The organism is Paracoccus sp. MKU1 (assembly GCF_001447385.1).
Lineage (GTDB): Bacteria > Pseudomonadota > Alphaproteobacteria > Rhodobacterales > Rhodobacteraceae > Paracoccus.
The window spans coordinates 1-22,607 of sequence record NZ_LLWQ01000192.1; the positions used below are offsets into that span (position 1 = coordinate 1).

A 22,607-nucleotide genomic window follows, 5' to 3' on the forward strand; every position below is an offset into this window, starting at 1 on the left:
AGGCCTGTCAGCAGCAGACTCAGGACCTGACGACCGGCTTCGCTTGACCACGGATCATCGCTCACCCCAAGCTTCGGGGGCGGTGAGAACATCAGCCGGTACAGAGTGGGGTTCTCCAGGGCGAAGCGCGCATAGGCATAGCTGCCATCGCGCAAATAGCCGAACGGATCGCCTCGCATCTGTTCGAAAACCGCGAACTTCTCATTGTAGAGCCGTCCAAAGCCTTCATCACGTGCCGCGCGCAGCAAAGCATTCTTGTTACGGAAATGGCCGTAAAGGGCCGGCGCCGTGCATCCCACGGCTTGTGCCACCGCCGTCAGTGGAACACCGAAGTCGCCCTGCTGTGCCAGCAGGCGGATCGTTTCCTCGACCGCGCGGCGAGGAATATCAAGTTCCTGCTCCTTCCTGGGCCGAGCCATCGGGATCCCTGCTGCAACTGTGCGTGAAAACTGAATGTGATTTATTTTTTTCGTTGACGGACCCGTTGTCAAGCAGCACCATTCCAAGAACTGAATGACATTCAGTTTGAGGCGGAGAGGAGGGGAGATGGTCGCGTCCGAATCTGGGCATCATGGTGCGCGCCTCTCTTGTGGCACGCGCCGTCGCCTTCGCCGGCAGGCCGCGACCGAACGCCGGCCAGAAGCCGACTGCGGTTCGGGATGATGCGTCATGCCTGCGCGCCGGAACAGGGACGCCCCATCTGGTAGCTCCGTCCTCGCGCGTATTGTCGAGGGCAGCGCCGGTAAGAACACAATCCGGTTGCGCCAGCTGCGGCATTTCCTTGCAGCGGCGGACCAAGGAAGTTTCCGCAAGGCAGCAATCGCGCTCGCCATCAATGAATCGTCGGTCAGCCGCCAGATCCGCGACCTTGAGGATGAATTGGGTGCCTCACTATTCATACGACATTCGGGCGGGGTGCGGCTGACGGTCGCCGGGCAGGAGTTTCTGCGCAGCGCCCGGCATGCTCTTCGGCAGATCGACATCGGCGTGACCAAGGTTGCCGCAGTCGGTCGGGCTGACCAGGGACTGCTCAAGGTCGGGATATTTTCCTCGCTGGCGTCGGGATTTCTGTTTAACCTCCTGCGACGGTTCGGGACGCGCCATCCGACCGTTCAGGTCGATCTTATAGATGGAAATCCGTCCGAGCACGTCGCTGCCGTCCGGCAGTTGGATCTGGACATCGCTTTCATAACCGGAACGGCACCCTGGGATGGCTGCGAAACGGAGCATCTCTGGTGCGAACGGGTCTTCGTGGTGCTGCCTGCTGGCCATCCCTTGGCCGCCAAAGCCGAACTCGAATGGCCTGATCTGACAGGTGAACGCTTCATCGTGAGCGATGTCGCACCGGGCCAGGAGATCCACGACTATCTGGTTGCTCACCTTGCGGGTCTCGGTCATCACCCTGACATTCAATCCCAGCAGGTGGGCCGCGACAATATCCTGTCGCTGGTAGCCGTCGGTCGGGGGCTAACGCTGACAAGCGAAGCCACCACCGTTGGGCAGTTTCCGGGGATCGCATTCCGGCAACTGGCGGATGAAGTGCTGCCCTTCAGCATGGTCTGGTCGGATAGAAACGATAATCCGGCCTGCAGGCGCCTGTTGAGCATGGCTCGAGCGATGGGGAAAACCTCGTCAACATTACAACCGAACGCCTGAGGGGACATCGTCGCTTTCCAAATGTGTGCCTCCGTTGCGATTCCTCTCATACAGCACCACTTTCAGCGCCGACGGGAAGCCTCAGCTCCGCAGGATGCGTGGCACAAGAACTCCTGCGTTCCCCCCACCGAACGAAATTCGGCGGAAGTCGCGGGCTTCAGGAACCGCAGTTTCGATCATGGCGCGCGGCTATCCACTGGCTGAGCGCCTTCACCTCGGCACCGCTGAAGCCCGTGGCCATCGCATCGGCAACGCGCTGCATCATCGCCCGATCATCCGGGCCGGTCGACTTCGCGGGCCAGGATGATCGGAAATGCCCACAGGCATAACTGAACCCGGCCGCCCAGTCCCGCATGGCCATCTCGCTTCGCCCGGACATCGCCGCTGAAAACTCCGCAGCCTCTTTCGCTTGGTCCACGCAGGCGTTCGCGCGCATCAGGATCAGATCGGCGAAGCGCTGGATACTATCCGACGTGAGGTTGCCAATGGCGCTGCCGAGGATCTCGGGTAGCCACCTGTTCGGCGCGATCACCTTCGGCGCGATGGTGACCGACATCAGGAACCCGTCGATCCAGTCCGCCGTGATCGCCGAGCCTTTCACGAGGCGCGCCAGTTCGCCCTTCCGCTCCGACTTTGGCGAATCTGCCTCCGCCTCTTCCACCCATTCCTCAAGCGTGGCATCCTGATCCACGTCCGGATCGTCGAACACCCACGCCTCGATTGTCTGGTCGTGGACATCGGCCATGACCGGGATCTTCTTCAGATCGCGTCCTTCGAGGAGCGCCATTGCCGTGGCCGTGAAGCTGGCGGCGTCCGGGTGGTCGCTTGCGGCCAGCACATCTGCCGCCCGCGCGACAAGCCGCGCCCAGAAGTCGCGCCGGGTCTCGAGCCATCGCCAGAGCGCCGCGTCCAGCGCGCGCGGGTTGTGGCGGCCCTCGAGCACCTCATGCGCATGATCACCTTCCTCGAACCAGCTCTGGACGATCTCATGGCGATCCCACCAGCCCTCGCTGGCATTGATCAGCTTGCCTCGCGCCTGAGCCGAGAGACCGCGTATGCGTTCCGCGACGGGCAGCGCCGCGATCAAGGCCTCGGTCGTGACCGCTTCCGGCCGCAGCTTATCGAGGCCGCAAAGTTCCGCCACCTCGATGAGCCCCGCGGCCGGGGGCAACCCTGCTGCAAGGCCATCGGCCAGCGCCATGGCGAGGCTGCCTTCGAGCCAGGAGAGGGGCACCTTGACCGCGCCGGTCTCCTGGCTGATGCGGCTTAACAGCGCCTTCTGTTCGTTCGCCGATTTGCAGGGCACGGTGTAGGCGTCCTTGACCCCGTAGCCCTGCTTGAAGAGCAGCATCGCGGTCTTGCGGCTGCCGCCCGACTGCAGCGCGATCATGAGGCTTTGCGCGCCGCCGCCATCGGGCAGTGTGGCCATGACCGAATGGATAGTCCACGGCTTGGCTGACGCGCCGGTAGCCAGACCCGACCGCTTGGCGAGTTTCAATGCCTTGTCCACCGAGGCGCGGGCCTCGTCCTGAGGCATCCAGCTGCGCAGGATCACCATCTTGCCTGCAACCTCTTCCGACAGCGTGCCGGCGGTGGCGCGTTCGCTCAGCGCCCGTGCAGCCGCAGCGCGGATCTGCGCTGACGGATCGAGCAGCCAGAAACATGCCAGCTTCGCGTGGATCGGCTCCGATCGTCCAACCGACCATGCAATGACATGCTGACGCATTGCCGACGGCATTGCCGGGAACGTCTCGGTCAGCGCTGCATGCAGCGCGAGCGCATCGCCTTCGGTCTGCTCGATCAGACTGCGGAACAGATCTTCCAGCGCCGCCTCCGCCGCGACACGATCCTGCGGGGCAGGACTGGGCGCTGCGAGCATCATATCGGCGGCAGAAACCTCCAGAGATGTGGGTGCGGGCAGTCCGTTCGTGGTCCATGCGCTTGCAAGGAGCAGGCGGTGGAAGGGGCTCAGGCGCCCCTGGCCAGAAGCCAGTTCGACCGCATCCGCCACGGCCTCTAGAAAGGTATCACCTCGCTTCTTTCGGTTCTCCCTAGCGATACGTGCGGCACCCAGTGCCGATGCCAGCAATACGGTGAGTGGCTCCAGCTCCGGGGCACTCTCCTCCGTGGCGCAGAGCTTCGCGACCAGACGCCCACCCAATGCAGGCCGATGCAGCATCGTAAAGCTTGCGCGGTCGAGAATCTCGCCGCGCGCGCTATCATCGTCCTGCAGCCGCGACAGTTCCGCCAATGCTGTCTCGATCGGTCCTTCCGACACGTATCCCTACTTTCTGAATCACGCCCTTCCATTTTTCGCAGCCTATTCGCTGTCCGTGGGATTGTCACCGACGCGAGCACTGAGAGCGGCACTTATTGGCCCAGAACAGGTCCGACGGAGCTGTCAGAAGAACCGGTTGCCGGGAGGGCAGGGGCCGCCATAGCCTGCCAGTATGACCCAGCGATCGCCTTTCCGCTACTTCAAGACGTCACCGGAGATCATCCGACTGGCTGTCATGCTCTACGTTCGCTTCCCGCTGTCGCTCCGCAACGTCGAGGACCTGCTGCACGAGCGTGGGATCGACGTCAGCCACGAGACCGTCCGCTTCTGGTGGAACCGCTTCGGTCCATTGTTCGCCGCTGAGATTAGGCGCCAGCGAGCCTCACGTCTACGGACCGGCCGGCAGTGGCGATGGCACCTGGACGAGGTCTTCGTGAAGATCAACGGCCGCACGCACTATCTTTGGCGCGCCGTTGATCATGAGGGCGAGGTGCTCGAATCCGTGGTGACGAAGACCCGTGACCGCCGGGCTGCGATGCGGTTTCTGCGCAAGCTGATGCGCCGTTATGGCTCGCCGGAGACGATCGTCACGGATCGCCTCCGTACCTACGGCGCTGCGCTGCGTGAGATGAGGGTCGAGGACAAACAGGAGTGCGGGCGGCACGCGAACAATCGCGCTGAGAACTCACACCTTCCGTTCCGACGACGAGAGCGGGCGATGTTACGCTTCCGCCGCATGCGAAGTTTGCAGAAGTTCGTCGCCGTGCATTCGTCCGTCTCCAACCACTTCAATCAGGATCGCAGCCTCTCGAAACGAGCTCATTTCAAGGCCAGCCGCACCGCCGCTCTCGCCGAGTGGCGGAAACTCGGCACGGCCTGAAGGTTGACATTCTGGCGTACGCTGAGACGAGTTTGCATTAGTCTGACAGCACCATGCAAGGTCATGGCACCGCAGTTCGAGGCGGCGGCGCGTTCGCTCGAACCCCATGTCCGCCTCGGCAAGCTCGATACCGAAGCCGAACAGCAGATCGCGGGGCGCTACGGCATCCGCGGCATTCCGACCATGATCCTTTTCAGAGGCGGCAAGGAAATCGCGAGGACGAGCGGTGTAATGCCTGCCGCGCAGATAGCGCAGTGGGCGCGGTCGCACGTTTAGAGAATACAGGTATTGGCCTTTCCTGCGACATGATATCAGGAGAAGAACATGCATGGCGTGACTGGATTTGCCGAAAGTGCGGCCTTGTTGGTTTGCGCCGCGTTCGTACTCGTGACGATATGTTCACGGATTGGCGTGCCTAGCATCGTCGGTTACATTCTTGCCGGTATAGTCATTGGACCCGCTGGCCTCGGCCTGATTGCGGAGAGCGCTGCCCTGAGCAGTATTGGCGAAATCGGAGTCGTACTCCTGCTGTTCGCGCTTGGTCTGGAATTCTCCTTCGAGAAGCTCGTAACACCTCAGGAAGCATGTCTTCGGTCTTGGGGCTGTACAGGTTTCAGTCACGACGATAACGGTTTCGTTGGTAGCGAGTTTGGTCTTCGATCTCGCATCAGTTTCCGCAATCCTCATCGGCGGGGCCGTTGCGATGTCATCCACAGCCATGTGCCTCAAGGTGCTTGCGGGGGCGAATGCGCTTGGGTCTCCGGCGGGTCGGATGGCGATCTCGGTCGAGAGTGTCCGATCTTCTGTGTATCGGTGATCTGGTCCATGCTTCCTGAGAGGAGCAAGGACGATGACGATTTCGAACGAACTGCTGGACGAACTGCTGAAGGGCTGCAAGCGGCCTGAGGATCTGCTTGGCGATGCCGGTCTGATGAAGGAACTGAAGGTCCGGCTGATGGAGCGGATGCTCGGCGCCGAACTGACAGCACATCTGGGCTATGAGGCCGGTGCTGAGCCGCCAGCCGAACAGGCGAACCGCCGGAACGGGGTTGCGACGAAGCGGGTGAAGGGCTCGGACGGCGAGGTGCCGCTTTCGGTGCCCCGAGACCGGGCCGGCAGCTTCGAACCGGAGCTGGTGAAGAAGGGCCAGACCCGGATCGACGGGGTCGACGACAAGATCATCGGGCTCTATGCCGCCGGGCTGTCGGTGCGCGACATCCAGGCGCATCTGGAGGATCTTTACGGGCTGCGGGTCTCGGCCGACCTGATCAGCCGCGTCACCGATGCCGTGCTGGACGAGGTCCGGGAATGGCAACACCGGGCGTTGGACCGGATGTATCCCATTGTGATCTTTGACGCTTTGCGGGTGAAGATCCGCGATGCTGACAGCCGGATGGTCAAGAACAAGGCCGTTTACATCGCCTTGGGCGTTACCCGGGACGGGGATCGCGAGGTTCTGGGGCTCTGGATCGCCGACAATGAGCGCGCCAAGTTCTGGCTGTCGGTGATGAATGAGCTGCGCAACCGCGGGGTCCAGGACATCCTGATCGCTGTCGTCGACGGGCTGAAGGGTTTTCCCGAGGCCATCACCGCAGCCTTTCCCGAGACGACGGTCCAGACCTGCATCGTTCACCTGATCCGGCATTCGATGAATTTCTGCAGTTGGAAGGACCGCAAGGCCGTGGCCGCCGACCTGCGCCCGATTTACGAGGCCCCGACCGCCGAGGAGGCCGCCCGCCAACTGGACGCCTTCGAAGATAAATGGGGCGGGAAATACCCGTCCATCGCCCCGGCCTGGCGCCGGGCATGGGCCGAGGTCACGCCGTTCTATGCATTCAGTGCCGCGATCCGGAAGATCATCTACACCACCAACGCAGTGGAATCACTGAACAGGGTGCTGAGGAAAACGCTGAAAACCAAGGGCTCATTCCCGACCGAGGAGGCTGCCACGAAGCTGATCTTCCTGGCCATCCGCAACTTCGAGAAGGGCGGCCGCGCCGTCCGGGAATGGGTTGCGGCCCGCAATCAGCTGGCCATAATGTTCGCAGGGCGTTTCGACGCCTGACCGTATCTGAAAACCGCATGGGCCCGGTCAGATACACAGAGTTTCGGATACTCCCGGCTAGCCTCGAAAACTACGCAGGCGCGACCGAACCCCTGCCGTTCGTGGCTGATGATATTCTCGTGCATTTCGACGATGACCGAAGCAAAGCGACGCTCGACCTGCTCGCCGACTTCGGTAAGGCTAATCAGGTCCTGCTCTTCACGCACCACCGCAGCATTCGCGCCCTCGCGGCGCCGCTCGCATCAGCCGGGCTCGCCAATATCGTCGACCTCGAGCGCGGCGGATGACATCGGTACCGAGTTGATCTTGGGTTTGCCGGCCTGCCAGCGATCGGACAAATGTGGCGCACCTGAGCCGCTAAGCCTTGGCCTTCATCTGGGGCCTGGCAGCTTCGGTCGCCTGACTTTCGGCCTTCAGATCCTTTATCAACTCTTCCACGAAAGCGATGTCCGCTAAGAACTCGCCTGGCTCAGGAACGGCAACAGTCTCAGCGGCCGGATTATCGTGACTGTGCGTGTTGGCCTTCGTCATGCCCTCGTGGAAACGGATCGCCAGAGCGTGTGAGAGATGCACCATGCGCAGCTTCTGCGTCTGGACGGCATCGACGCCGCGCTGAACGATGTCGCAAAAGATGATTTCCTCCACGATCCGCTCATAGGTGTCGCGAAGCCGACCATAGAGGTTCTTGACCGCCATCTCATAGTCGGCGGGACTGGTCGCATGGAGCTTTGTGAGTGGTGCGAAAGCATCCTTGATGCGCCCGAGCCGCTTGCTGACCCTTGCGCCTTTCCAGCTGACTCCGCTCGCGTCGATGCGCCCCGCCACCTTCTTGTCGCTGAATAGCGCGACCGTGACCGGCTCGATGCCGCGCCCATCGGCGGCTTGGCACAGTTCGTTGAAAAAGATGATGTCGTGCGTGAACACGATTACCTGACGGTTGAGGCTTTCGTCAGCGAGCCGTTGCGCGACGCGCGCGCAGCGCTCTCGATCGAGTGAGGACACGGGATCGTCGATTACGACCGCTCCCGAACTATCGGTCAGCGCCACTTCAGTCAAGAAGCCGGCGAGTGCGAGCGCGCGCTGCTCGCCTTCGCTGAGGATTTCGGAGGTGACCTTGGTCAGCTTCGTTTGCGGGTCGACATCGAACTCAGCCTTGGTTTGGCTGCTCTTGCGGGTGAGGCCGATATTCAAGTGTGTGATGTCGAGGTGATCGCGTTCCGCTTTGAACCGGTCGACGACCGCAGTGGTGAGATGGGTATCGACAAGCTCGTTGGCGCGCTTGGTGATGCCCGTCGTCTGCACCTCGACAAGCGCCGCTGCATAGGCCGCGTCGGAGACGAGCAATTCGCGCCGTGTGAGCAGCTTCGCACGATGCGGCGCCAAGACCTTGCGGTCTTCCAACTCGGCCTTTTCGTCGGCCAGCTTCGCCCGCTCGTCGCCATCGGTGGCCTTTGTCAGGGCGTCCTTTTCCTCGCGGAGCGTCGTCGTGAACGCCTTAAGTGCGTCGAGTGGAGAGACAAGGGCGGCGGGGGGCACGCCGTCCTCACCCGCAAGTCGCGTGAGCGCGGCCGCCCGCCGCGCAACAATGGCCACGCCAAAGGCGGTAAGAGTGTCCGCGAGCTCAGCGTTGCGCTGGCGCACCTGCTCGGTTCGATCCGTATAGTCGGCAGCGTGGAACAGCTTGAACTCGGCGAGTTCCGCCTTTGCATCGGCAACCGCCTTTTCCGCTGCGGTCGCTGCGGTGTCGAGGGCGTCGTCCATGTAAGCACGGAACCGGAGCATGCGGTCAGCTGCCCCTGGCTCCAGCGGTTGTTGGCATAGCACGCAGGCCGCCGCCGCATCGCCGTTCTCCACGACCGGGAAGTCGGAGTCCTGATAAGCCTCCTTGAGCGAATAATCCCTGGCGGCTTTCCACATGACGCGCCAGGTTTCGCTGCCGACGCCGGGCAATGGCTCGTCGGTGAATATAGCCCCGGCGGCCACTTCGGCAGCTTCGCGGGTGGAAACCGCCGTGCCCTTGAGAGCAGCAAAGGCGGTTAATGCCGTGTCGCTGAGGGCGGCAAGCGCTGTTTCCGTTTCCTTGGCGAGAGCCTCGGACCAAATGGCTAACGCTGATATGTCGGCGGCGGCCGCGGCACCCGCGGCTAGGACGCGCGTCACCTCGTCGAGGCGCGCCTGATCCGCCGGCGAGAAGATCGTCGCTTTTTCAATGGCGTCGGTGGTTGTGGCTTTTGTGATCGATCCAGCGAACGCCTGCGCTGCGGTGTTGCGGACGGAATTGAATGCGATCGCGGTGAGAGCGACCTTGTCGCCCACGGCCTTTGCGCGCTCGCTTTCGAGGCGTTCCTTCAGCGTTAGGCAGGTGCTGTTGAGCCGATGCGGAAGGGCAAGGCCGAACGGCAAAAACCGAATCTGATTGCCACCGTCGACGTAAAGCTGGGCTGACGCGCTGTCGAACACCGCGACCTGCATCAGCGCCGGCGCTGCCGCCGTTCCCGGTGTCCACGCGACCGTCGTCTCGGTTCCGCCCGCATCGATGAGGATGTCCGCCGACTGGGCCCCGGATTCGCTTCCATAGACGTCGGCAAGGACGCGAAGCTTGGCTGGGTTCTCGACGCGAGTTCGGCATGCCGTGCGAAGGATTCGCACGAAGCCGCTCTTTCCGCTGCCGTTGCGCCCGTAGATCACTGTCAACTTGTCTGGGCAGAAGGTGAGAGCGGCCTTTGGCACAAGCCGATTCACATTCTCGACGTTCGCAATCCCTTTGAGAACGACCGGCTGCTGCTTGCCACCACCGAAATGCGATTTCTCGAACGGCATCGGCGCAGGAGGAGCTTTTTCAAGCGGTAATCCGCCCGACGATTTGACGAGGGCCATCAACTCGCCGAGGTCATCCTCGCTTAGCTCTGCTGAGATCGCGAGGCGGCGCAGGCAGTCCTGCCGCCACGGCGACAGTTTCGCCGACCAGGCAATGATATCGTCAATCGGCTCGGCGGCCATATCTTCCCCCTCCTGATTCCCAGCCCCAAGCCGGCACTCTGCTCGGCGAGTCGCGGCACTGCCACGCAGACTCCATCTTATCGCGTGGTTCATCTGGGCGTAAGTTGTGGCAATCGGAAGCGAATTCATCCGTTCTGGACGCGTTCGACCAGCATTTCGGAGTTGGCCAGTCAGGCGGTGCCTGTTGAACGCGCCATCATCTTTGCGAAGAAATTCCGCGTGGGCGCGCGGCCAGCGGGGCGAGCATGCAGCATTCCCGGACATCATCCAGCCCGTAGATGCCGGGCCGTGCATGCGAACGGTCCTAGAGCAGCTTCTCGATCGTGAACCCGCCTGAGCATGCAACTGCTACGAGGTCAGGCCTCTGCCTGACCTCGTTCCGACAGAAGTGCCAGCAGGTCGGGATTGATGTAGAGGTTCTCGCGCCCGACCTTCACCTCCTCCAGCAGTCCTTCAGAGACCATCGCCTTGAGGTAGACCGCCGCTGTCTGGCGTTTGGCTACACCAGAATCGACGAGATCGCTGATCCGGCAATAGGGGTTCACGAAGATCAGTTCGGCCAGTTCGCGGGAATAGACCTTGGGCAGGTTCTGGCGCATCCGCGCGGCGGTCTGCTCCAGCAGGTCGCGGATCGCCTGGATCCTCATCGTCGTCCATTGGGCTGTCGCCCTGACCGCTTCGAGCATGAACAACAGCCATTGTTCCCAAGCCCCGTGGGTCGTGACCTCCAGCAGATACCTATAGTAGAGCGCCTTGTTCTGAATGATGTGCTGGCTGAGATAGAGCACCGGGATATCCAGTAATCCCTTGTCCACCAGATAGAGCAGGTTCAGCACCCGCCCCGTGCGGCCGTTGCCGTCGACGAAGGGGTGGATGGCCTCGAACTGATAATGCATCACCGCGAGGCGGATCAGCGGATCGGTGTCCTCGGCCTCGTGGATATAACGCTCCCAGTTGGCTAGCTTGGCGCGCAGCAGGTCTTCGCCTTCCGGCGGGGTGTAGATCACGGTGCCGGTGGCGTCGTTCATCAAGGCGGTGCCAGGCGTGTTGCGAATGTCGAGTTCCACGCCCTTGATGGTACGGCAGACCTCGACCGCGATGGCCGTCGAGAGTGGGCGCTGCTGTAGCATCCCGAAACCTCGGTTCAGGGCCGTGCGGTAGCGCAGCGCCTCCTTGGTCGCCGGGTCGGCCTGACCGCCCGTATCATTGGCAAAGCGGAACAGTCGGTCGGTGGTGGTGACGATGTTCTCGATCTCAGAACTCGCCTGGGCTTCGAGCAGGGGGATGGAGTTGATCAGCACCGCTTGGTTGGGAATGATCCGCCCGGAGACCCGCAGCTCCGCCAGAGCGGCCCGTGCCTCGATGCAGGCCTTCAGCACGGGCTTGGTCTCTATGTCCTGTGCGGGCGGCAGGGCAGGGAGGTCGTTGAACGGGCGGTCCGGACGGAAGGTCATGTCGATCACCTGCTTTCTGATCGACATGCGGGACTGACGTGTCGATGTCATCGACAGGCCGGGATTACGTGTCGATTTTTATTCTATGTATCGACACGTGGCCTGTGGTGCAAGTGGCACGGCAGCAGCCTGACGCGCATTCGGGAAAGGCCAGTTGCACGCATCAGCAAATGGCGGCAGCAAACCAGATCGCGTGGAAATCTGTCACGGGGACGGCCGGCAAATAAATTGATCTATATAGAACAGTGTGTTATGCTATGCAGCAAGCTTCGGGATTTGCTGCTCGACCAATCGCAAGTATCGTTGGTTGTGCGCCCCCGCAACCATCTTTACTTGCGACCCCGCTGCATCCGCCGCGGGGTTTTTGCGTTGCGCCGAAAGCGTAAGGATTCCAGCGAGATCGCCCTGAACGTCGATCTCGATCCGGTCTTCTCCCGGCGTCAGCACGATCCGGTCTATCAGCGAGCGGATGATCTCCGCCGCCTCGATGCGCTGTGCCTCGTCGTCGCCTTGCAGCGTCTCGTAGAGCTGCTGGACCCGTGCCCGGTATTGCAGCGCCATCGACGGATGCAGCAGGGGCGGGGGCCCGTCGGTCGTGGCGAGGAAGTCCTGCAGCTCCGCCTTGCGGGCGCGCAGCTTGTCGCCGCGCTCCTTCACCGCCTCGATCGAGATGGCGTCCCGCATGTAGAGATCCATCAGCTTCTCCTCCTCGCGGGCGATCCGCTTCAACTCGGCCTCGGCCTTGTCGATTCCGGCGCCGCTTTCCATGCGCAGCCGATTGGTCTCTCTCGTATAGGCGTCGCAGAACTCGGCGAAGAGATCGGGATCGACAAGGCGGGTGCGCAGTGCGTTCAGCACCCGCGATTCCAGCGCATCGCGACGGATGTTCATCCGGTTATCGCAGGTGCCCTTGTTGCGCGCGGTCGAGCAGCCGATCAGGTCTTTCGAGATCGCCGAATAGCCGCCGCCGCAACAGGCGCACTTGGTTAGCCCCGAGAACAGGTATTTGGGGCGGCGGCGATGGTTCACCGTGCGGACATCGGCGACGCCGCGCGCGTCCCGTGCGACGGCATTGTCCTTCTGGCGCGCCTTCACGGCGTTCCACAGCGGGTCGTCGAGGATGCGCAGTTCCGGCACCTCCTGGATCACCCAGTCCTCTTCCGGATTGAGCCGGGCCTGGCGCTTGCCGGTATCGGGATCCTTGACGAAGCGCTGGCGGTTCCAGACGATCCTGCCGACATACATCTCGTTATTGAGGATACCATTGCCACGCTTCGGGTTGCCGTTGATGGTGCTGAAGCCCCAGGCGCCGCCCGACGGCGCGGGGATGCCGTCCCTGTTCAGGGCGACGGCGATGGTCTTGGCAGATTTGCCGGCGGCATAGTCGCGGAAGATCCGGCGGACGACCTCAGCCTGGATCGGGTTGATGGTCCGGTCGCCGCGGATCGGTTCACCGTTGCTGTCGAACTTCTTGACGACGTCATAGCCATAGGAGTTGCCGCCACCGGATTTGCCCGCCTCGACGCGCCCGCGCTGCCCGCGCCGGGTCTTGTCGGCGAGATCCTTGAGGAACAGCGCGTTCATCGTGCCCTTGAGCCCGACATGCAACTCGCTGATCTCGCCCTCGGACAGGGTGAACATCCTCACGTCGGCATAGCGCATGCGCTTGTAGATGCCGGCGATGTCCTCCTGATCGCGGCTGATCCGGTCCAACGCCTCCGCCAGCACCAGGTCGAAGCGGCCGCGCGTCGAATCCAGGATCAGCGCCTGGAGGCCGGGACGCTGGATCATGCTGGAGCCGGAGATGGAATGGTCGGAATATTCCTCCACCACCCGCCAGCCCTCCTTCTCGGCCCGCAGCCGGCACATGCGGAACTGATCGGCGATGGACGCATCGCGCTGCTGGTCGGAGGAATAACGGGCGTAGACGGCAACCTTCATGGCGGCACTCCCTGTCGGATCAGGAGGCGCCGGGTTCCCTGGTCTTGCTCTGCACCTCGAAATTGTCTCTGGCGGCCTGTCTGCCCAGCAGGCGCACCAGTCTGACGAGGCGCGGGTCGGGATTGCCGCGGGGCGTGAAGCCGAGTTCCGGCTCGCCGAGCAGCAGGGCGTCGAGCAGCGCCTCGCGTTCGCTCCGCGTCATCGTGGCCTGGGTTCGGGAAGCTGGCAAGGACATAATCGCCAACATCGGCGCCGAAATCCGCATAAGCAATGGAAATCGCTGTGGAATAATCGGCGGCGAATGGCATGGGCCGGGGTGCGACAGGGCGGGGTGGCGTAGGGCAGCGGGTTCCGGCGTCGCACAATGACTTGCCGGAATCCGGGTTCAGCGCAACCTATGCCGGCGCCAGACCTCGATCATCCAGCCGAGCATCACCGCATTGAGGACATGCCACAGGAAATGCGTGCCGAAGGGCAGGGTGCCGCACAGGGGCTGATCCAGCGTGCGGAAGGTCAGCGAGACGATCAGGATCCCGGCGCCGATGGCGAGGCCGCGCGCCGTCTCGGGCAGGCGTTTGCGCAGCAGAGCCGCATAGATCAGGATCAGCAGTGGCACCGGCGCATAGCTGGCCGAGGAGTCGAGGCCGGGGATCGTCGAGAACAGAGGCACCGTCGCGGCGGCATAGGGGATGAAGCCCGCCGTCACCAGGGCGGCGAGCCAGGGGCGCGCTCCGAAATAGTCGCGGGTGGCGGCGAAGACATAGAGCAGGATGAAGGCGACGATGGGCAGCACATCCATCAGCCCGGTCAGCCGGTTGGCATGGGTGTGGAACAGCCACGACCCGATGCCGATCACGAACAGCGCCGCCAGCACCCGGCCCATCGCCATCTCCCGCCCACGTAGCCGTGGCCAAAGGACAAGGGCGGCGATCAGGAACGCGAGGTTGGTCAGCGCATTGATCGGCTCGGACCAGTAATCCGGGCCGGTCCGTTCGCAATAGGTGTCGACAGGGGAAAGCCAGGTCATCGGAGGCCTTTCGAACAAAGGTCAGGATGTAGCTATGCGGGGCGCAGTGCCCGCGAGGCGATATCCGTGATCATCCATTGTCGTCCATCCAGGCTCATCGTCCCCGTGCAGGATACGGACCCAGGCGAAGGAAGGTAAGTGCTCCGCTGTTGTGAAGGTGGATCGTCGCACTCGGCGGGGAACTGCCGTTCGCTGCGCCAATAGCGAACGGCAGCGGATCCGGGACGGCTCTTGGGCCATCCATCCATTGCGGCCAAGGCCTGGCCGATGCGACACCGAGGAAGCCGAAGCGGAAGGCCTGAAGTAGAAGCGGCCCCAACGATCCGGACCGCTTTCAGGCGACTTACTTGAAGCGGTCGAAGAGAGCGCCCATCCGGTCGGGGGTTACGTCCTTCACCTGTGTACCTTGGCGTTCCGGCCATCTCGTGCCGACGTGGGACGGGTCTCCTTGGCCGAGAACCTCGAAAACGAAGATCGTCTTGTCGAAATACTGGACGCACTTCACATGGGAGTTGACGTAGGAGCGCAGAGGCTCCGACAGAGCAGACCGACTGATCCGGTCGGTGATGTCCTGGAACATTTGGTCCAGGTTCTTCCCGGAGTGCTGAGCCTCGTGCTCCACGCCGGTCACGTAGAAGCCGCCATAGGTCAGAGATTGGACTCCGAACACATCCTGCACTCTAGCCGCCGTCGCGGCGTTCTCGGCAACGCCTACGAGGACGTAGCCTTTATGCCCCTTGCCGATGTTTGCGATGGCGGCACAGGTTTCGATAATCTTGTCGAACGAACCCTCGTCGAACGAGGGGTTGGCATTGAGCGTGTAGAAACCCTGCTTGAAGTCGTAGGCAGCCTGCTCGGTCTTCGAGTTCGTCAGGAGGTTCTGGAACTTGGTGACCCAGTGAACCTTCGCGGGATCGGGGTTCTTGTCGTCCTCGAAATAGCCTTGAACTACAAGGATGCGCTGGCGATCACCGGCAAGGGGCCGGTGGTCAGGCGCTTTCCAATGGTGCCCGGCATCGATTTCGCGGGCGTGGTGGAGCATTCGGACAACGCCGCCTTCCGGGCCGGCGACAAGGTCGTGCTGAACGGCTGGGGCGTCGGCGAGGTGCATTGGGGCGGGCTGGCCGAACTGGCCCGGGTGAAGGCCGAATGGCTGATCCCGCTGGAGCCCGCCTTCACCCCCGCCCAGGCCATGAGCATCGGTACCGCGGGCTATACCGCGATGCTGTGCGTGATGGCGCTGGAGCGCCACGGCATCACTCCCGACAGCGGCGAGGTGCTGGTGACGGGCGCCGCCGGGGGCGTGGGCAGCGTCGCAGTCGCGGTGCTGGCAAAACTGGGCTATCACGTCGTGGCGGTGACAGGCCGCCTCGAAGAGGCAGACTATCTGACCGGTCTGGGCGCGAAACGCATCCTGCCGCGCTCCGATTTCAGCGAACCGGGCAAGCCGCTTGGCCGCGAGCAATGGGCGGGCGCCGTAGACGTGGCGGGCGGGCGCGTATTGGCCAATGTCTGCGCCTCGATGCAATACCGGGGCGTGGTCGCGGCCTGCGGTCTTGCAGGCGGCATGGATTTCCCAGCCACGGTCGCGCCCTTCATCCTGCGCGGCGTCACGCTGGCGGGCATCGACAGTGTCATGTGCCCGCCCGCCGAACGGCGCGAAGCCTGGCGGCGCCTTGGCCAGGATCTCGACCCAAGCGTGCTGGACGCCATGACAAACCGCATCGCAATCGAAGATGCCATCGGCGTTTCCGAACAACTCATCGCCGGTGCCGTGCGTGGTCGCGTCATCGTTCCGATCAATGATCTCTGATACTCTCTGGAGAAATGAAATGACCGAAGACCAACCCGCCATCAGCCGCTTTCCGGTCCCAACCATGGCAGAGATGCCCGACGACATCCGGGACCGCATCTTGGCGGTGCAGGAGAAGTCGGGCTTTGTCCCGAACGTCTTTCTGACGCTTGCGCATCGTCCAGACGAGTTCCGGGCGTTCTTCGCCTATCACGACGCGCTGATGGACAAGCCCGGCAATCTCAGCAAGGCTGAGCGCGAGATGATCGTGGTGGCGACCAGCAATCTCAACCAATGCCAGTATTGTGTCGTGGCTCATGGCGCCATCCTGCGCATCCGCGCCAAGAACCCGCTGATCGCCGATCAGGTCGCCGTGAATTATCGCAAGGCAGGTATCACGCCGCGCCAGAAGGCGATGATCGACTTTGCCGTCAAGGTCTCGCAAAGGGCGCAGGAGGTGGGTGAGGATGATCTGCAAGCATTGAAATCGCACGGTTTCACCGAGGAGGACGCGTGGGACATCGCGGCAATCTCGGCCTTCTTTGGCATGTCGAACCGGCTCGCGAACGTCACCAGCATGCGTCCCAATGATGAATTCTACAGCATGGGGCGGTAGACCGCATTCCTGCCGGGACTCCGGAAGGCGATATTCAGAGCCTTGCATGATCCTGGGTCTGCCCGGCCATCCGGGCGGCCTGATCCACACCAAGGAACCCGAGACCGGATGAGCGACATACTGACTTCGCTATGGCCGCTCTTCTTCCTGATCCTCGTCGGTTACGCGATGCAGCGGGCCAGGTTTCCGGGGGGCATCGCATTTCTGAGTGCCTCGTCTCTGGCCCTGCCCGCCCTCGAAACTGGCATCCTCGTCTTGTTCTTTGCTCCGGTTCCGAGACGCATTGAAAGAGAAAGGGATATACGCATGCATCCCCGGGTGAAAGCAACGCAAGAGACCCGTCAGATACGACAAGTGCCGATACAAGCGGCGAAATCGTATCGAGATCATGTTCGGCAGGCTCAAGGACTGGAGGCGCGTGGCAACCCCCTATGACCGCTGTCCGAAGGCATTCCTCTCCGCCATCGCCCTCGCCGAAACCGTCATTTACTGGTTATGAATCCTGACCCTTGGGCATGCCGGAATTGTCCCAAATCTGCGTCAGAGCGATTTTTTCACGTCGGCTCACAATCAACCTTTCAGACCGACAGGCAGATATATTTGATTTCCAAGTAATCCTCGATGCCGTAGCGGCTGCCCTCGCGGCCGAGGCCGGATTGCTTGACGCCGCCGAAGGGCGCCACCTCGGTCGAGATCAGGCCGGTGTTCACGCCGACCATGCCGACCTCCAGCGCCTCGGCCACACGCCAGACGCGGGACAGGTCGCGGGCGTAGAAATAGCCCGCCAGCCCGAATTCGCTGGCATTGGCCAGGGCTATCGCCTCGGCCTCGCTCTCGAAGCGCCAGACCGGGGCGACGGGGCCGAAGGTCTCCTCGCGCGCGATCTTCATCGAGGGCGTCATGCCGGACAGCACGGTCGGCTGAAAGAAGCTGCCGCCAAGCGCATGGCGCGCGCCGCCGGTGGCGATGGTCGCGCCGTGGGCGCGGGCGTCGGCGATGTGGTCCTCGACCTTGGCCAAGGCCGCGCCGTTGATCAGCGGGCCGATCGCGACACCGTCGGCCTGGCCGTCGCCGACCGCCAGTGCTGCGACGCGGGCCGCGAGCTTTTCGACGAAGGCGTCATGCACCCCCACCTGCGCATAGATGCGGTTGGCGCAGACGCAGGTCTGGCCGGCATTGCGGAACTTGGCGGCCATGGCGCCCTCGACCGCCGCGTCCAGGTCGGCGTCGTCGAAGACGATGAACGGCGCGTTGCCGCCCAGTTCCAGCGACAGCTTCTTGATCGTGTCCGCCCCCTGCCGCATCAGGATCTTGCCGACGCGGGTCGAGCCGGTGAAGGTGATCTTCGCGACCCTGGGATTGGCGCAAAGCTCGGCCCCCATGCCGGCGGCATCGAGGCCGGGCACGATGTTCAGGACCCCTGCCGGGATGCCCGCGCGCTCGGCCAGAACGCCAAGCGCCAGCGCCGAAAGCGGCGTCAGTTCCGAGGGCCGGGCGACCATGGTGCAGCCCGCGGCCAGCGCCGGGGCGATCTTGCGCGCCAGCATGGCGTTGGGGAAGTTCCAGGGCGTGATCGCGCCGACAACGCCCACCGGCTGCTTCAGCACGATGATCCGCTTGTCGGGCATGTGGCCGGGAATGGTGTCGCCATAGACGCGCTTGGCCTCCTCGGCGAACCATTCGACATAGGACGCGCCATAGGCGATCTCGCCCCGCGCCTCGGCCAGGGGCTTGCCCATCTCGGCGGTCAGGATGCGGGCCAGATCCTCCTGGTTGGCCAGGATCAGGTCGTGCCAGCGCCGCAGGTGGGCTGCGCGATCCTTGCCGGTGCGCGCGGCCCAGGGCTTCTGCGCGGCATAGGCGGCGTCGATGGCCTGGCGAAGCTCGGCAATGCCCAGATCGGCTACCTGTGCCAGTTCCTCGCCGGTGGCTGGGTTCGTCACGCTGAAAACCTTGTCGCCCGAGACGTATGAGCCGTTGATGAAGGCGCTGCCGGTCAGCAGCGAAGGATCGTTCAGGTCAATCATTGCGGTTTCCGCTGTTGGCTGGTGCGAGGTGAGATCCGGCGGTGTGATGCGTTCATTCCTTGGTAAACACATGCGCATCCTGAGGCTGCCAGCGCACATGCAGCTTGTCCCCACGCGAAACACTGGCCATCATCGGATGGCCGAAGTTCAGCCGGATATACAGCGGCTCACCCCAGCCGGTGCGGGCAGTCACGGCGCTGTTGTTACCGAGAAAAGTCACGTCCTCGACAGTGACGGGCAGCGAGGCGCCCGGCGGGCCCACCGTATCAGACAGATCGATCCGTTCGGGGCGCAGCATCAGTTCGGCCTTGCCGCCCTGCGCGCCCACGCCGTGCATCGGCACGTCGGCCAGCACCGTGCCGTCCGTGAAACGCAGCGTGGCCCGGCCGTCCTTCACCTCGGCCAGCTCTCCGGTCAGGAAGGCGCTGTCGCCGATGAAATCGGCCACGAAATGCGTGGCGGGGCTGGCATAAAGCTCGGGTCCGGTGCCGACCTGCTCGATCCTGCCGCGGTTGAAGACGGCGATGCGGTCGGACAGGCGCAGCGCCTCTTCCTGATCGTGGGTGACGTAGAGGATGGTCACGCCGGTCTGCTGGTGGATGCGGCGGATCTCATACTGGATTTCCTCGCGCAGCTTCTTGTCCAGCGCGGACAAGGGCTCGTCCATCAGCAGGACCGGAGGATCGTAGACCAGGGCACGGGCCAGGGCGACACGCTGCTGCTGGCCGCCGGACATGTTGGCGGGCATCCGGTCCTCGAACCCGTCGAGGCGCACCAGCGACAGGGCGCGCTTGACCTTGGCGGCGATCTCGGCTTGCGGTGCGCGGCGCACGCGCAGGGGAAAGGCCACGTTTTCGCCCACCGAAAGATGCGGGAACAGCGTGTAGCGCTGGAAGACCATGCCGATGTTGCGCTTGTGGGACGGCGTTTGCAGAATGGACTTGCCGCGCAGCCTGATGTCGCCAGCCGTCGGATCCTGGAAACCGGCCAGGATGTAGAGCGTCGTCGACTTGCCCGAGCCCGAGGGGCCGAGGAAGGTCATGAACTCGCCTTCGCCGATTTCCAGCTCGACATGGTCGGTGGCAACGACGTCTCCGAAGGTCTTGCGAATTCCGTTGATGTGCAGATGGGGGCTGGTCATCGGGATTTGCCTTTGCGGATCAGGGCGGCCGCGATCATCAGGACCACGGTCAGAAGGACGAGAAGGGTGGAGGCGGCGGCGATCACCGGCGTCAGGTCCTGGCGCAGCGTGGTCCAGACCTTGACCGGCAGGGTCTGCAGCGTGGGAGAGGCCATGAAGATCGCCAGCACCACCTCGTCCCAGGAGATCAGGAACGAGAAGATGGCGGCCGAGAACAACCCGTGGCTGATGGCCGGCAGGGTGACGCGGAAGCGTGCCTCCCAGGGGCTGGCGCCGCAGAGGATCGCGGCGTCCTCGATGGAGGGGTCGAAGGTTTCCAGCGCGCCCGAGATGGTGATGATCGAGAAGGGCAGGGCGACGATCAGATGCGCGATGACGAAGCCCACCAGCGTGCCGTTCAGACCCAGCCGCAGGAAGGCGGCGTAAAGCGCGACGGCGATGATGACCACCGGCAGGACCATCGGGGTCAGGAAGAATCCGCGCAGCACCTCGCGCCCGCGGAACCGGCCGCGCACCAGCGCCAGCGAGGCCATCAGGCCGATGGCGACGGAGAGCACCATGACGATGACGGCGATCTTGGCCGAGGTGAAGGCGGCCTGTAGCCAGCGCGGATCGGCGAAAAGCTCGCCATACCATTTCAGCGTCCATCCCGGTGGCGGAAAGATCAGCCAGCGCGAATTGCCGAAGGACAGCGCGACGATGAACAGGATCGGCAGCAGCAGGAACAGCGCCATCAGCGCGCAGATACCGGACAGGATCCAGCGCCAGGCGCCCAGCTTGTCGAAATTCATCAGCATCAGCGGGCCTTTCCTTCGAACAGGCGCAGTTGCAGGGCATAAAGCGCCAGGGTGACGACCAGCAGGATGAAGGCGGCGGCGCCTCCCATGCCCCAGTTCAAGAGGCTCTGCACCTGCTGCACGATCAGTTCGGCCAGCATCATGTTGGCGGTGCCGCCCAAGAGCGAGGGGGTGACGAAATAGCCCAGCGACATGACGAAGACCATCAGCGCCCCCGAGGCGATGCCGGGCGTGGCCAGCGGCAGCAACACCCGCCGTAACGCCTGCCCCTTGGTCGCGCCGCAAAGCGCGGCGGCCTGCAGGATCGCCGGGTCGATCTTCTTGATCACGCCGTAAAGCGGCAGGATCATGAACGGCAGCATGATATAGACCATGCCGATGGTGACGCCGATCAGGTTGTTGGTCAGCTGAATCGGCTGGTCGATGATGCCGATGGCCATCAGGATCCGGTTAACCAGCCCGGTCTGTTGCAGCAGCACCATCCAGGCATAGGTTCGCGCCAACAGGTTGGTCCACATCGACAGCAGGATGATGGCAAAGACCACGGCCGCGACGCGGGACGGCATGATCGCCAGCGCCCAGGCCACCGGAAAGGCAATGAGCGCGGTGATCAGGGTCACGAGGCCTGAAACCAGGAAGGTGTTGAAGAAGATCCTCAGATAGGTGGCCGAGCCGAGCAGGGTCTCGTAATTCTGCAGGCCCGTCACCGGTTCGGTGACCGAACGGCTCAGAAGCCCTGCGACCGGGATCACGAAGAACGCCAGAAGCAGCAGCAGGGCGGGCATGGCCATGCCAAGACCCGATCCTCGCCGGGCGGGTGTCAGGAAGGACAGCATCTGTCACCTCAGCAGAAAGAGACGGGATGGCGCAGCCCGCGACAGCGGACTGCGGCGGGGCGACGGGTCATTCCGCTTGCCAGGCATACCAGCGGTTGCCGATCTCATCGCGATGCTCGGCCCAATAGGCCATATCGGCATTGATCTGGTTGGCGGTCTGCGCGTCCGGCAGGGTGGCGCGCAGTTCGGCCTCCATCAGTTCCGGCGAGTCGAGATTGATCGGGGCGTAGCCGGTCTTGGTCGCGAAATCCGCCTGCGCCTTGGCGCTGGTCGCCTCGGCGATGAAGGCCATCGCGGCCTCCTTGTTCCTGGCGCCCTTGGGCACGACCAAGGCATCGGCGGCGGTGATGTTGTCCTGCCAGCTGATGCCGACCGGCATTCCATCCGCTTGCAGCGCGGCCAGGCGGCCGTTCCAGAACAGCCCGATCGGCGCCTCACCCGAGGCCAGCAACTGCTGGCTTTGCGCGCCGCCTTCCCACCAGATGATGCTGGACTTGATCGTGTCCAGCTTCTTGAAGGCGCGGTCGAGGTCCAGCGGATACAGCTGGTCGGCCGGCAGGCCGTCGGCCAGCAGCGCCGCCTCGATCACGCCCGGGGCGGACCATTTGTAGAAGGTGCGCTTGCCGGGGAATTTCTCGGTATCGAACAAGTCGGCCATGGTTGCGGGCTGGGCGTCGCCCGAGAAGTTCGCCGGGTTCCAGCCGATCACGAAGGAATAATAGAACGATCCCACCGCGTAATCCGACACGAAGCGCGGATCCAGCTTGGCTTTGTCGATGACATTGAAGTCGAGCGGCTCGAGCAGCCCGGCCTTTCCGGCCTGAAGCGCCCAGTCGAATTCGGTGTCGACGACGTCCCAGGCGACGGCGCCGGCCTCGACCATGGCCTTGATCTTGCCGTAATCGGTCGGCCCGTCCTGAAGGACGGCTGTGCCGGCTTTTTCAGTAAAGGGTGCGGCCCAGAACTCCGTCTGCGCATCCTGCGTCGTGCCGCCCCAGGAGGTGAAGACCATCTGCTGGGCGTTGGCTGCACTGGCCGCCATGGCGACGAATGCGACTGCGAGAAGCGATTTCATTTGCATTGTCAGTCTCCACTGT

The 22,607-nt window shown here is 63.3% G+C and carries 21 protein-coding genes and 1 pseudogene; 9 read left to right on the forward strand and 13 right to left on the reverse strand.

The window, feature by feature from the left end; genetic code table 11:
• The coding region (locus tag AQY21_RS15925; protein WP_058098603.1) for a TetR/AcrR family transcriptional regulator at window positions 1-419 on the reverse strand (419 nt) is incomplete at its 3' end.
• 340 nt (window positions 420-759) lie between these two features.
• Between AQY21_RS15925 and AQY21_RS15930 the strand changes: the two genes are divergently transcribed.
• Window positions 760-1,656, forward strand: coding sequence for a LysR family transcriptional regulator (locus AQY21_RS15930; RefSeq protein WP_238986804.1), 897 nt, complete (start codon window positions 760-762; stop codon window positions 1,654-1,656).
• 157 nt (window positions 1,657-1,813) lie between these two features.
• On the opposite strand, the gene AQY21_RS15935 is transcribed toward AQY21_RS15930, so the two are convergent.
• Entirely contained in the window at window positions 1,814-3,934 is a 2,121-nt protein-coding gene (locus AQY21_RS15935; RefSeq protein ID WP_152988255.1) for a UPF0149 family protein, read from the reverse strand.
• Between the two features lie 172 nt (window positions 3,935-4,106).
• Between AQY21_RS15935 and AQY21_RS15940 the strand changes: the two genes are divergently transcribed.
• The 5 genes from AQY21_RS15940 to AQY21_RS15960 all read left to right on the forward strand — a co-directional run bounded on the left by AQY21_RS15940 (window position 4,107) and on the right by AQY21_RS15960 (window position 7,166).
• Window positions 4,107-4,814 carry an IS6 family transposase gene (locus tag AQY21_RS15940; protein ID WP_058098606.1) on the forward strand — a complete coding sequence of 236 codons (708 nt, stop codon included), beginning with the start codon at window positions 4,107-4,109 and terminating at the stop codon, window positions 4,812-4,814.
• 3 nt (window positions 4,815-4,817) lie between these two features.
• Window positions 4,818-5,090, forward strand: a complete 273-nt coding sequence (locus AQY21_RS15945; RefSeq protein WP_255374810.1) for a co-chaperone YbbN — start codon at window positions 4,818-4,820, stop codon at window positions 5,088-5,090.
• A gap of 48 nt (window positions 5,091-5,138) precedes the next feature.
• Window positions 5,139-5,720, forward strand: a complete 582-nt coding sequence (locus AQY21_RS30250; protein WP_203416535.1) for a cation:proton antiporter — start codon at window positions 5,139-5,141, stop codon at window positions 5,718-5,720.
• Window positions 5,665-6,879 (forward strand): IS256 family transposase, encoded by a 1,215-nt coding sequence (locus tag AQY21_RS15955; protein WP_058098608.1) that lies wholly within the window; start codon window positions 5,665-5,667, stop codon window positions 6,877-6,879. The genes AQY21_RS30250 and AQY21_RS15955 overlap by 56 nt, the downstream gene beginning before the upstream one ends.
• A 119-nt stretch (window positions 6,880-6,998) precedes the next feature.
• Window positions 6,999-7,166, forward strand: coding sequence for a hypothetical protein (locus tag AQY21_RS15960; protein ID WP_203416537.1), 168 nt, complete (start codon window positions 6,999-7,001; stop codon window positions 7,164-7,166).
• A 70-nt stretch (window positions 7,167-7,236) separates the two neighbouring features.
• Here the strand turns inward: AQY21_RS15960 and AQY21_RS15965 are convergent, their stop codons facing one another.
• From AQY21_RS15965 to AQY21_RS30255, 6 genes are all read right to left on the reverse strand, one after another.
• Entirely contained in the window at window positions 7,237-9,879 is a 2,643-nt protein-coding gene (locus AQY21_RS15965; RefSeq protein WP_058098610.1) for an AAA family ATPase, read from the reverse strand.
• 356 nt (window positions 9,880-10,235) lie between these two features.
• On the reverse strand, window positions 10,236-11,360 hold the full coding sequence (fic, locus tag AQY21_RS15970) for a protein adenylyltransferase Fic (RefSeq protein WP_203416539.1): 1,125 nt from the start codon (window positions 11,358-11,360) through the stop codon (window positions 10,236-10,238).
• A gap of 228 nt (window positions 11,361-11,588) precedes the next feature.
• On the reverse strand, window positions 11,589-13,274 hold the full coding sequence (locus tag AQY21_RS15975) for a recombinase family protein (protein WP_058098611.1): 1,686 nt from the start codon (window positions 13,272-13,274) through the stop codon (window positions 11,589-11,591).
• A 19-nt stretch (window positions 13,275-13,293) separates the two neighbouring features.
• Window positions 13,294-13,476 (reverse strand): hypothetical protein, encoded by a 183-nt coding sequence (locus AQY21_RS15980; RefSeq protein WP_152988256.1) that lies wholly within the window; start codon window positions 13,474-13,476, stop codon window positions 13,294-13,296.
• Window positions 13,477-13,659: 183 nt separating this feature from the next.
• On the reverse strand, window positions 13,660-14,301 hold the full coding sequence (locus tag AQY21_RS15985) for a ceramidase domain-containing protein (protein WP_058098612.1): 642 nt from the start codon (window positions 14,299-14,301) through the stop codon (window positions 13,660-13,662).
• 343 nt (window positions 14,302-14,644) lie between these two features.
• Complete coding sequence (locus AQY21_RS30255) at window positions 14,645-14,980, reverse strand: hypothetical protein (RefSeq protein WP_152988257.1); 336 nt, start codon at window positions 14,978-14,980, stop codon at window positions 14,645-14,647.
• A gap of 201 nt (window positions 14,981-15,181) precedes the next feature.
• Between AQY21_RS30255 and AQY21_RS15995 the strand changes: the two genes are divergently transcribed.
• The 3 genes and pseudogenes from AQY21_RS15995 to AQY21_RS27965 form a co-directional block, all read left to right on the forward strand.
• The gene (locus tag AQY21_RS15995; protein WP_058098649.1) at window positions 15,182-16,114 is read left to right on the forward strand and encodes an MDR family oxidoreductase; all 933 of its coding nucleotides are present in this window, start codon (window positions 15,182-15,184) and stop codon (window positions 16,112-16,114) included.
• Window positions 16,115-16,133: 19 nt separating this feature from the next.
• Complete coding sequence (locus tag AQY21_RS16000) at window positions 16,134-16,709, forward strand: peroxidase-related enzyme (protein WP_058098613.1); 576 nt, start codon at window positions 16,134-16,136, stop codon at window positions 16,707-16,709.
• A gap of 271 nt (window positions 16,710-16,980) precedes the next feature.
• A pseudogene (locus tag AQY21_RS27965) lies at window positions 16,981-17,208 on the forward strand (transposase); the annotation flags it as partial.
• 79 nt (window positions 17,209-17,287) lie between these two features.
• Here AQY21_RS27965 and AQY21_RS16010 read toward each other — a convergent pair.
• From AQY21_RS16010 to AQY21_RS16030, 5 genes are all read right to left on the reverse strand, one after another.
• Window positions 17,288-18,736 (reverse strand): NAD-dependent succinate-semialdehyde dehydrogenase, encoded by a 1,449-nt coding sequence (locus AQY21_RS16010; protein WP_058098615.1) that lies wholly within the window; start codon window positions 18,734-18,736, stop codon window positions 17,288-17,290.
• A gap of 52 nt (window positions 18,737-18,788) precedes the next feature.
• Entirely contained in the window at window positions 18,789-19,877 is a 1,089-nt protein-coding gene (locus AQY21_RS16015) for an ABC transporter ATP-binding protein (protein ID WP_058098616.1), read from the reverse strand.
• Window positions 19,874-20,674 (reverse strand): ABC transporter permease, encoded by an 801-nt coding sequence (locus AQY21_RS16020; RefSeq protein ID WP_058098617.1) that lies wholly within the window; start codon window positions 20,672-20,674, stop codon window positions 19,874-19,876. The genes AQY21_RS16015 and AQY21_RS16020 overlap by 4 nt, the downstream gene beginning before the upstream one ends.
• Window positions 20,674-21,465 (reverse strand): ABC transporter permease, encoded by a 792-nt coding sequence (locus AQY21_RS16025; RefSeq protein ID WP_203416541.1) that lies wholly within the window; start codon window positions 21,463-21,465, stop codon window positions 20,674-20,676. Before AQY21_RS16025 ends, AQY21_RS16020 begins: the two co-directional genes overlap by 1 nt.
• A 112-nt stretch (window positions 21,466-21,577) precedes the next feature.
• Window positions 21,578-22,585: an ABC transporter substrate-binding protein gene (locus tag AQY21_RS16030; RefSeq protein WP_058098650.1), complete on the reverse strand. Its 1,008-nt coding sequence runs from the start codon at window positions 22,583-22,585 to the stop codon at window positions 21,578-21,580.
• Window positions 22,586-22,607: the final 22 nt, after the last annotated feature.

Bases quoted from the DNA above. Each gene is read 5' to 3' on its own strand.
- fic (WP_203416539.1), bottom strand. From the start codon at position 11,360: ATGTCGATCAGAAAGCAGGTGATCGACATGACCTTCCGTCCGGACCGC.
- AQY21_RS16000 (WP_058098613.1), top strand. From the start codon at position 16,134: ATGACCGAAGACCAACCCGCCATCAGCCGCTTTCCGGTCCCAACCATG.
- AQY21_RS16010 (WP_058098615.1), bottom strand. From the start codon at position 18,736: ATGATTGACCTGAACGATCCTTCGCTGCTGACCGGCAGCGCCTTCATC.
- AQY21_RS15965 (WP_058098610.1), bottom strand. From the start codon at position 9,879: ATGGCCGCCGAGCCGATTGACGATATCATTGCCTGGTCGGCGAAACTG.
- AQY21_RS16025 (WP_203416541.1), bottom strand. From the start codon at position 21,465: ATGGCCATGCCCGCCCTGCTGCTGCTTCTGGCGTTCTTCGTGATCCCG.
- AQY21_RS15940 (WP_058098606.1), top strand. From the start codon at position 4,107: ATGACCCAGCGATCGCCTTTCCGCTACTTCAAGACGTCACCGGAGATC.
- AQY21_RS16020 (WP_058098617.1), bottom strand. From the start codon at position 20,674: ATGCTGATGAATTTCGACAAGCTGGGCGCCTGGCGCTGGATCCTGTCC.
- AQY21_RS16030 (WP_058098650.1), bottom strand. From the start codon at position 22,585: ATGAAATCGCTTCTCGCAGTCGCATTCGTCGCCATGGCGGCCAGTGCA.
- AQY21_RS16015 (WP_058098616.1), bottom strand. From the start codon at position 19,877: ATGACCAGCCCCCATCTGCACATCAACGGAATTCGCAAGACCTTCGGA.
- AQY21_RS15975 (WP_058098611.1), bottom strand. From the start codon at position 13,274: ATGAAGGTTGCCGTCTACGCCCGTTATTCCTCCGACCAGCAGCGCGAT.
- AQY21_RS15955 (WP_058098608.1), top strand. From the start codon at position 5,665: ATGACGATTTCGAACGAACTGCTGGACGAACTGCTGAAGGGCTGCAAG.
- AQY21_RS15980 (WP_152988256.1), bottom strand. From the start codon at position 13,476: ATGACGCGGAGCGAACGCGAGGCGCTGCTCGACGCCCTGCTGCTCGGC.
- AQY21_RS15985 (WP_058098612.1), bottom strand. From the start codon at position 14,301: ATGACCTGGCTTTCCCCTGTCGACACCTATTGCGAACGGACCGGCCCG.
- AQY21_RS30250 (WP_203416535.1), top strand. From the start codon at position 5,139: ATGCATGGCGTGACTGGATTTGCCGAAAGTGCGGCCTTGTTGGTTTGC.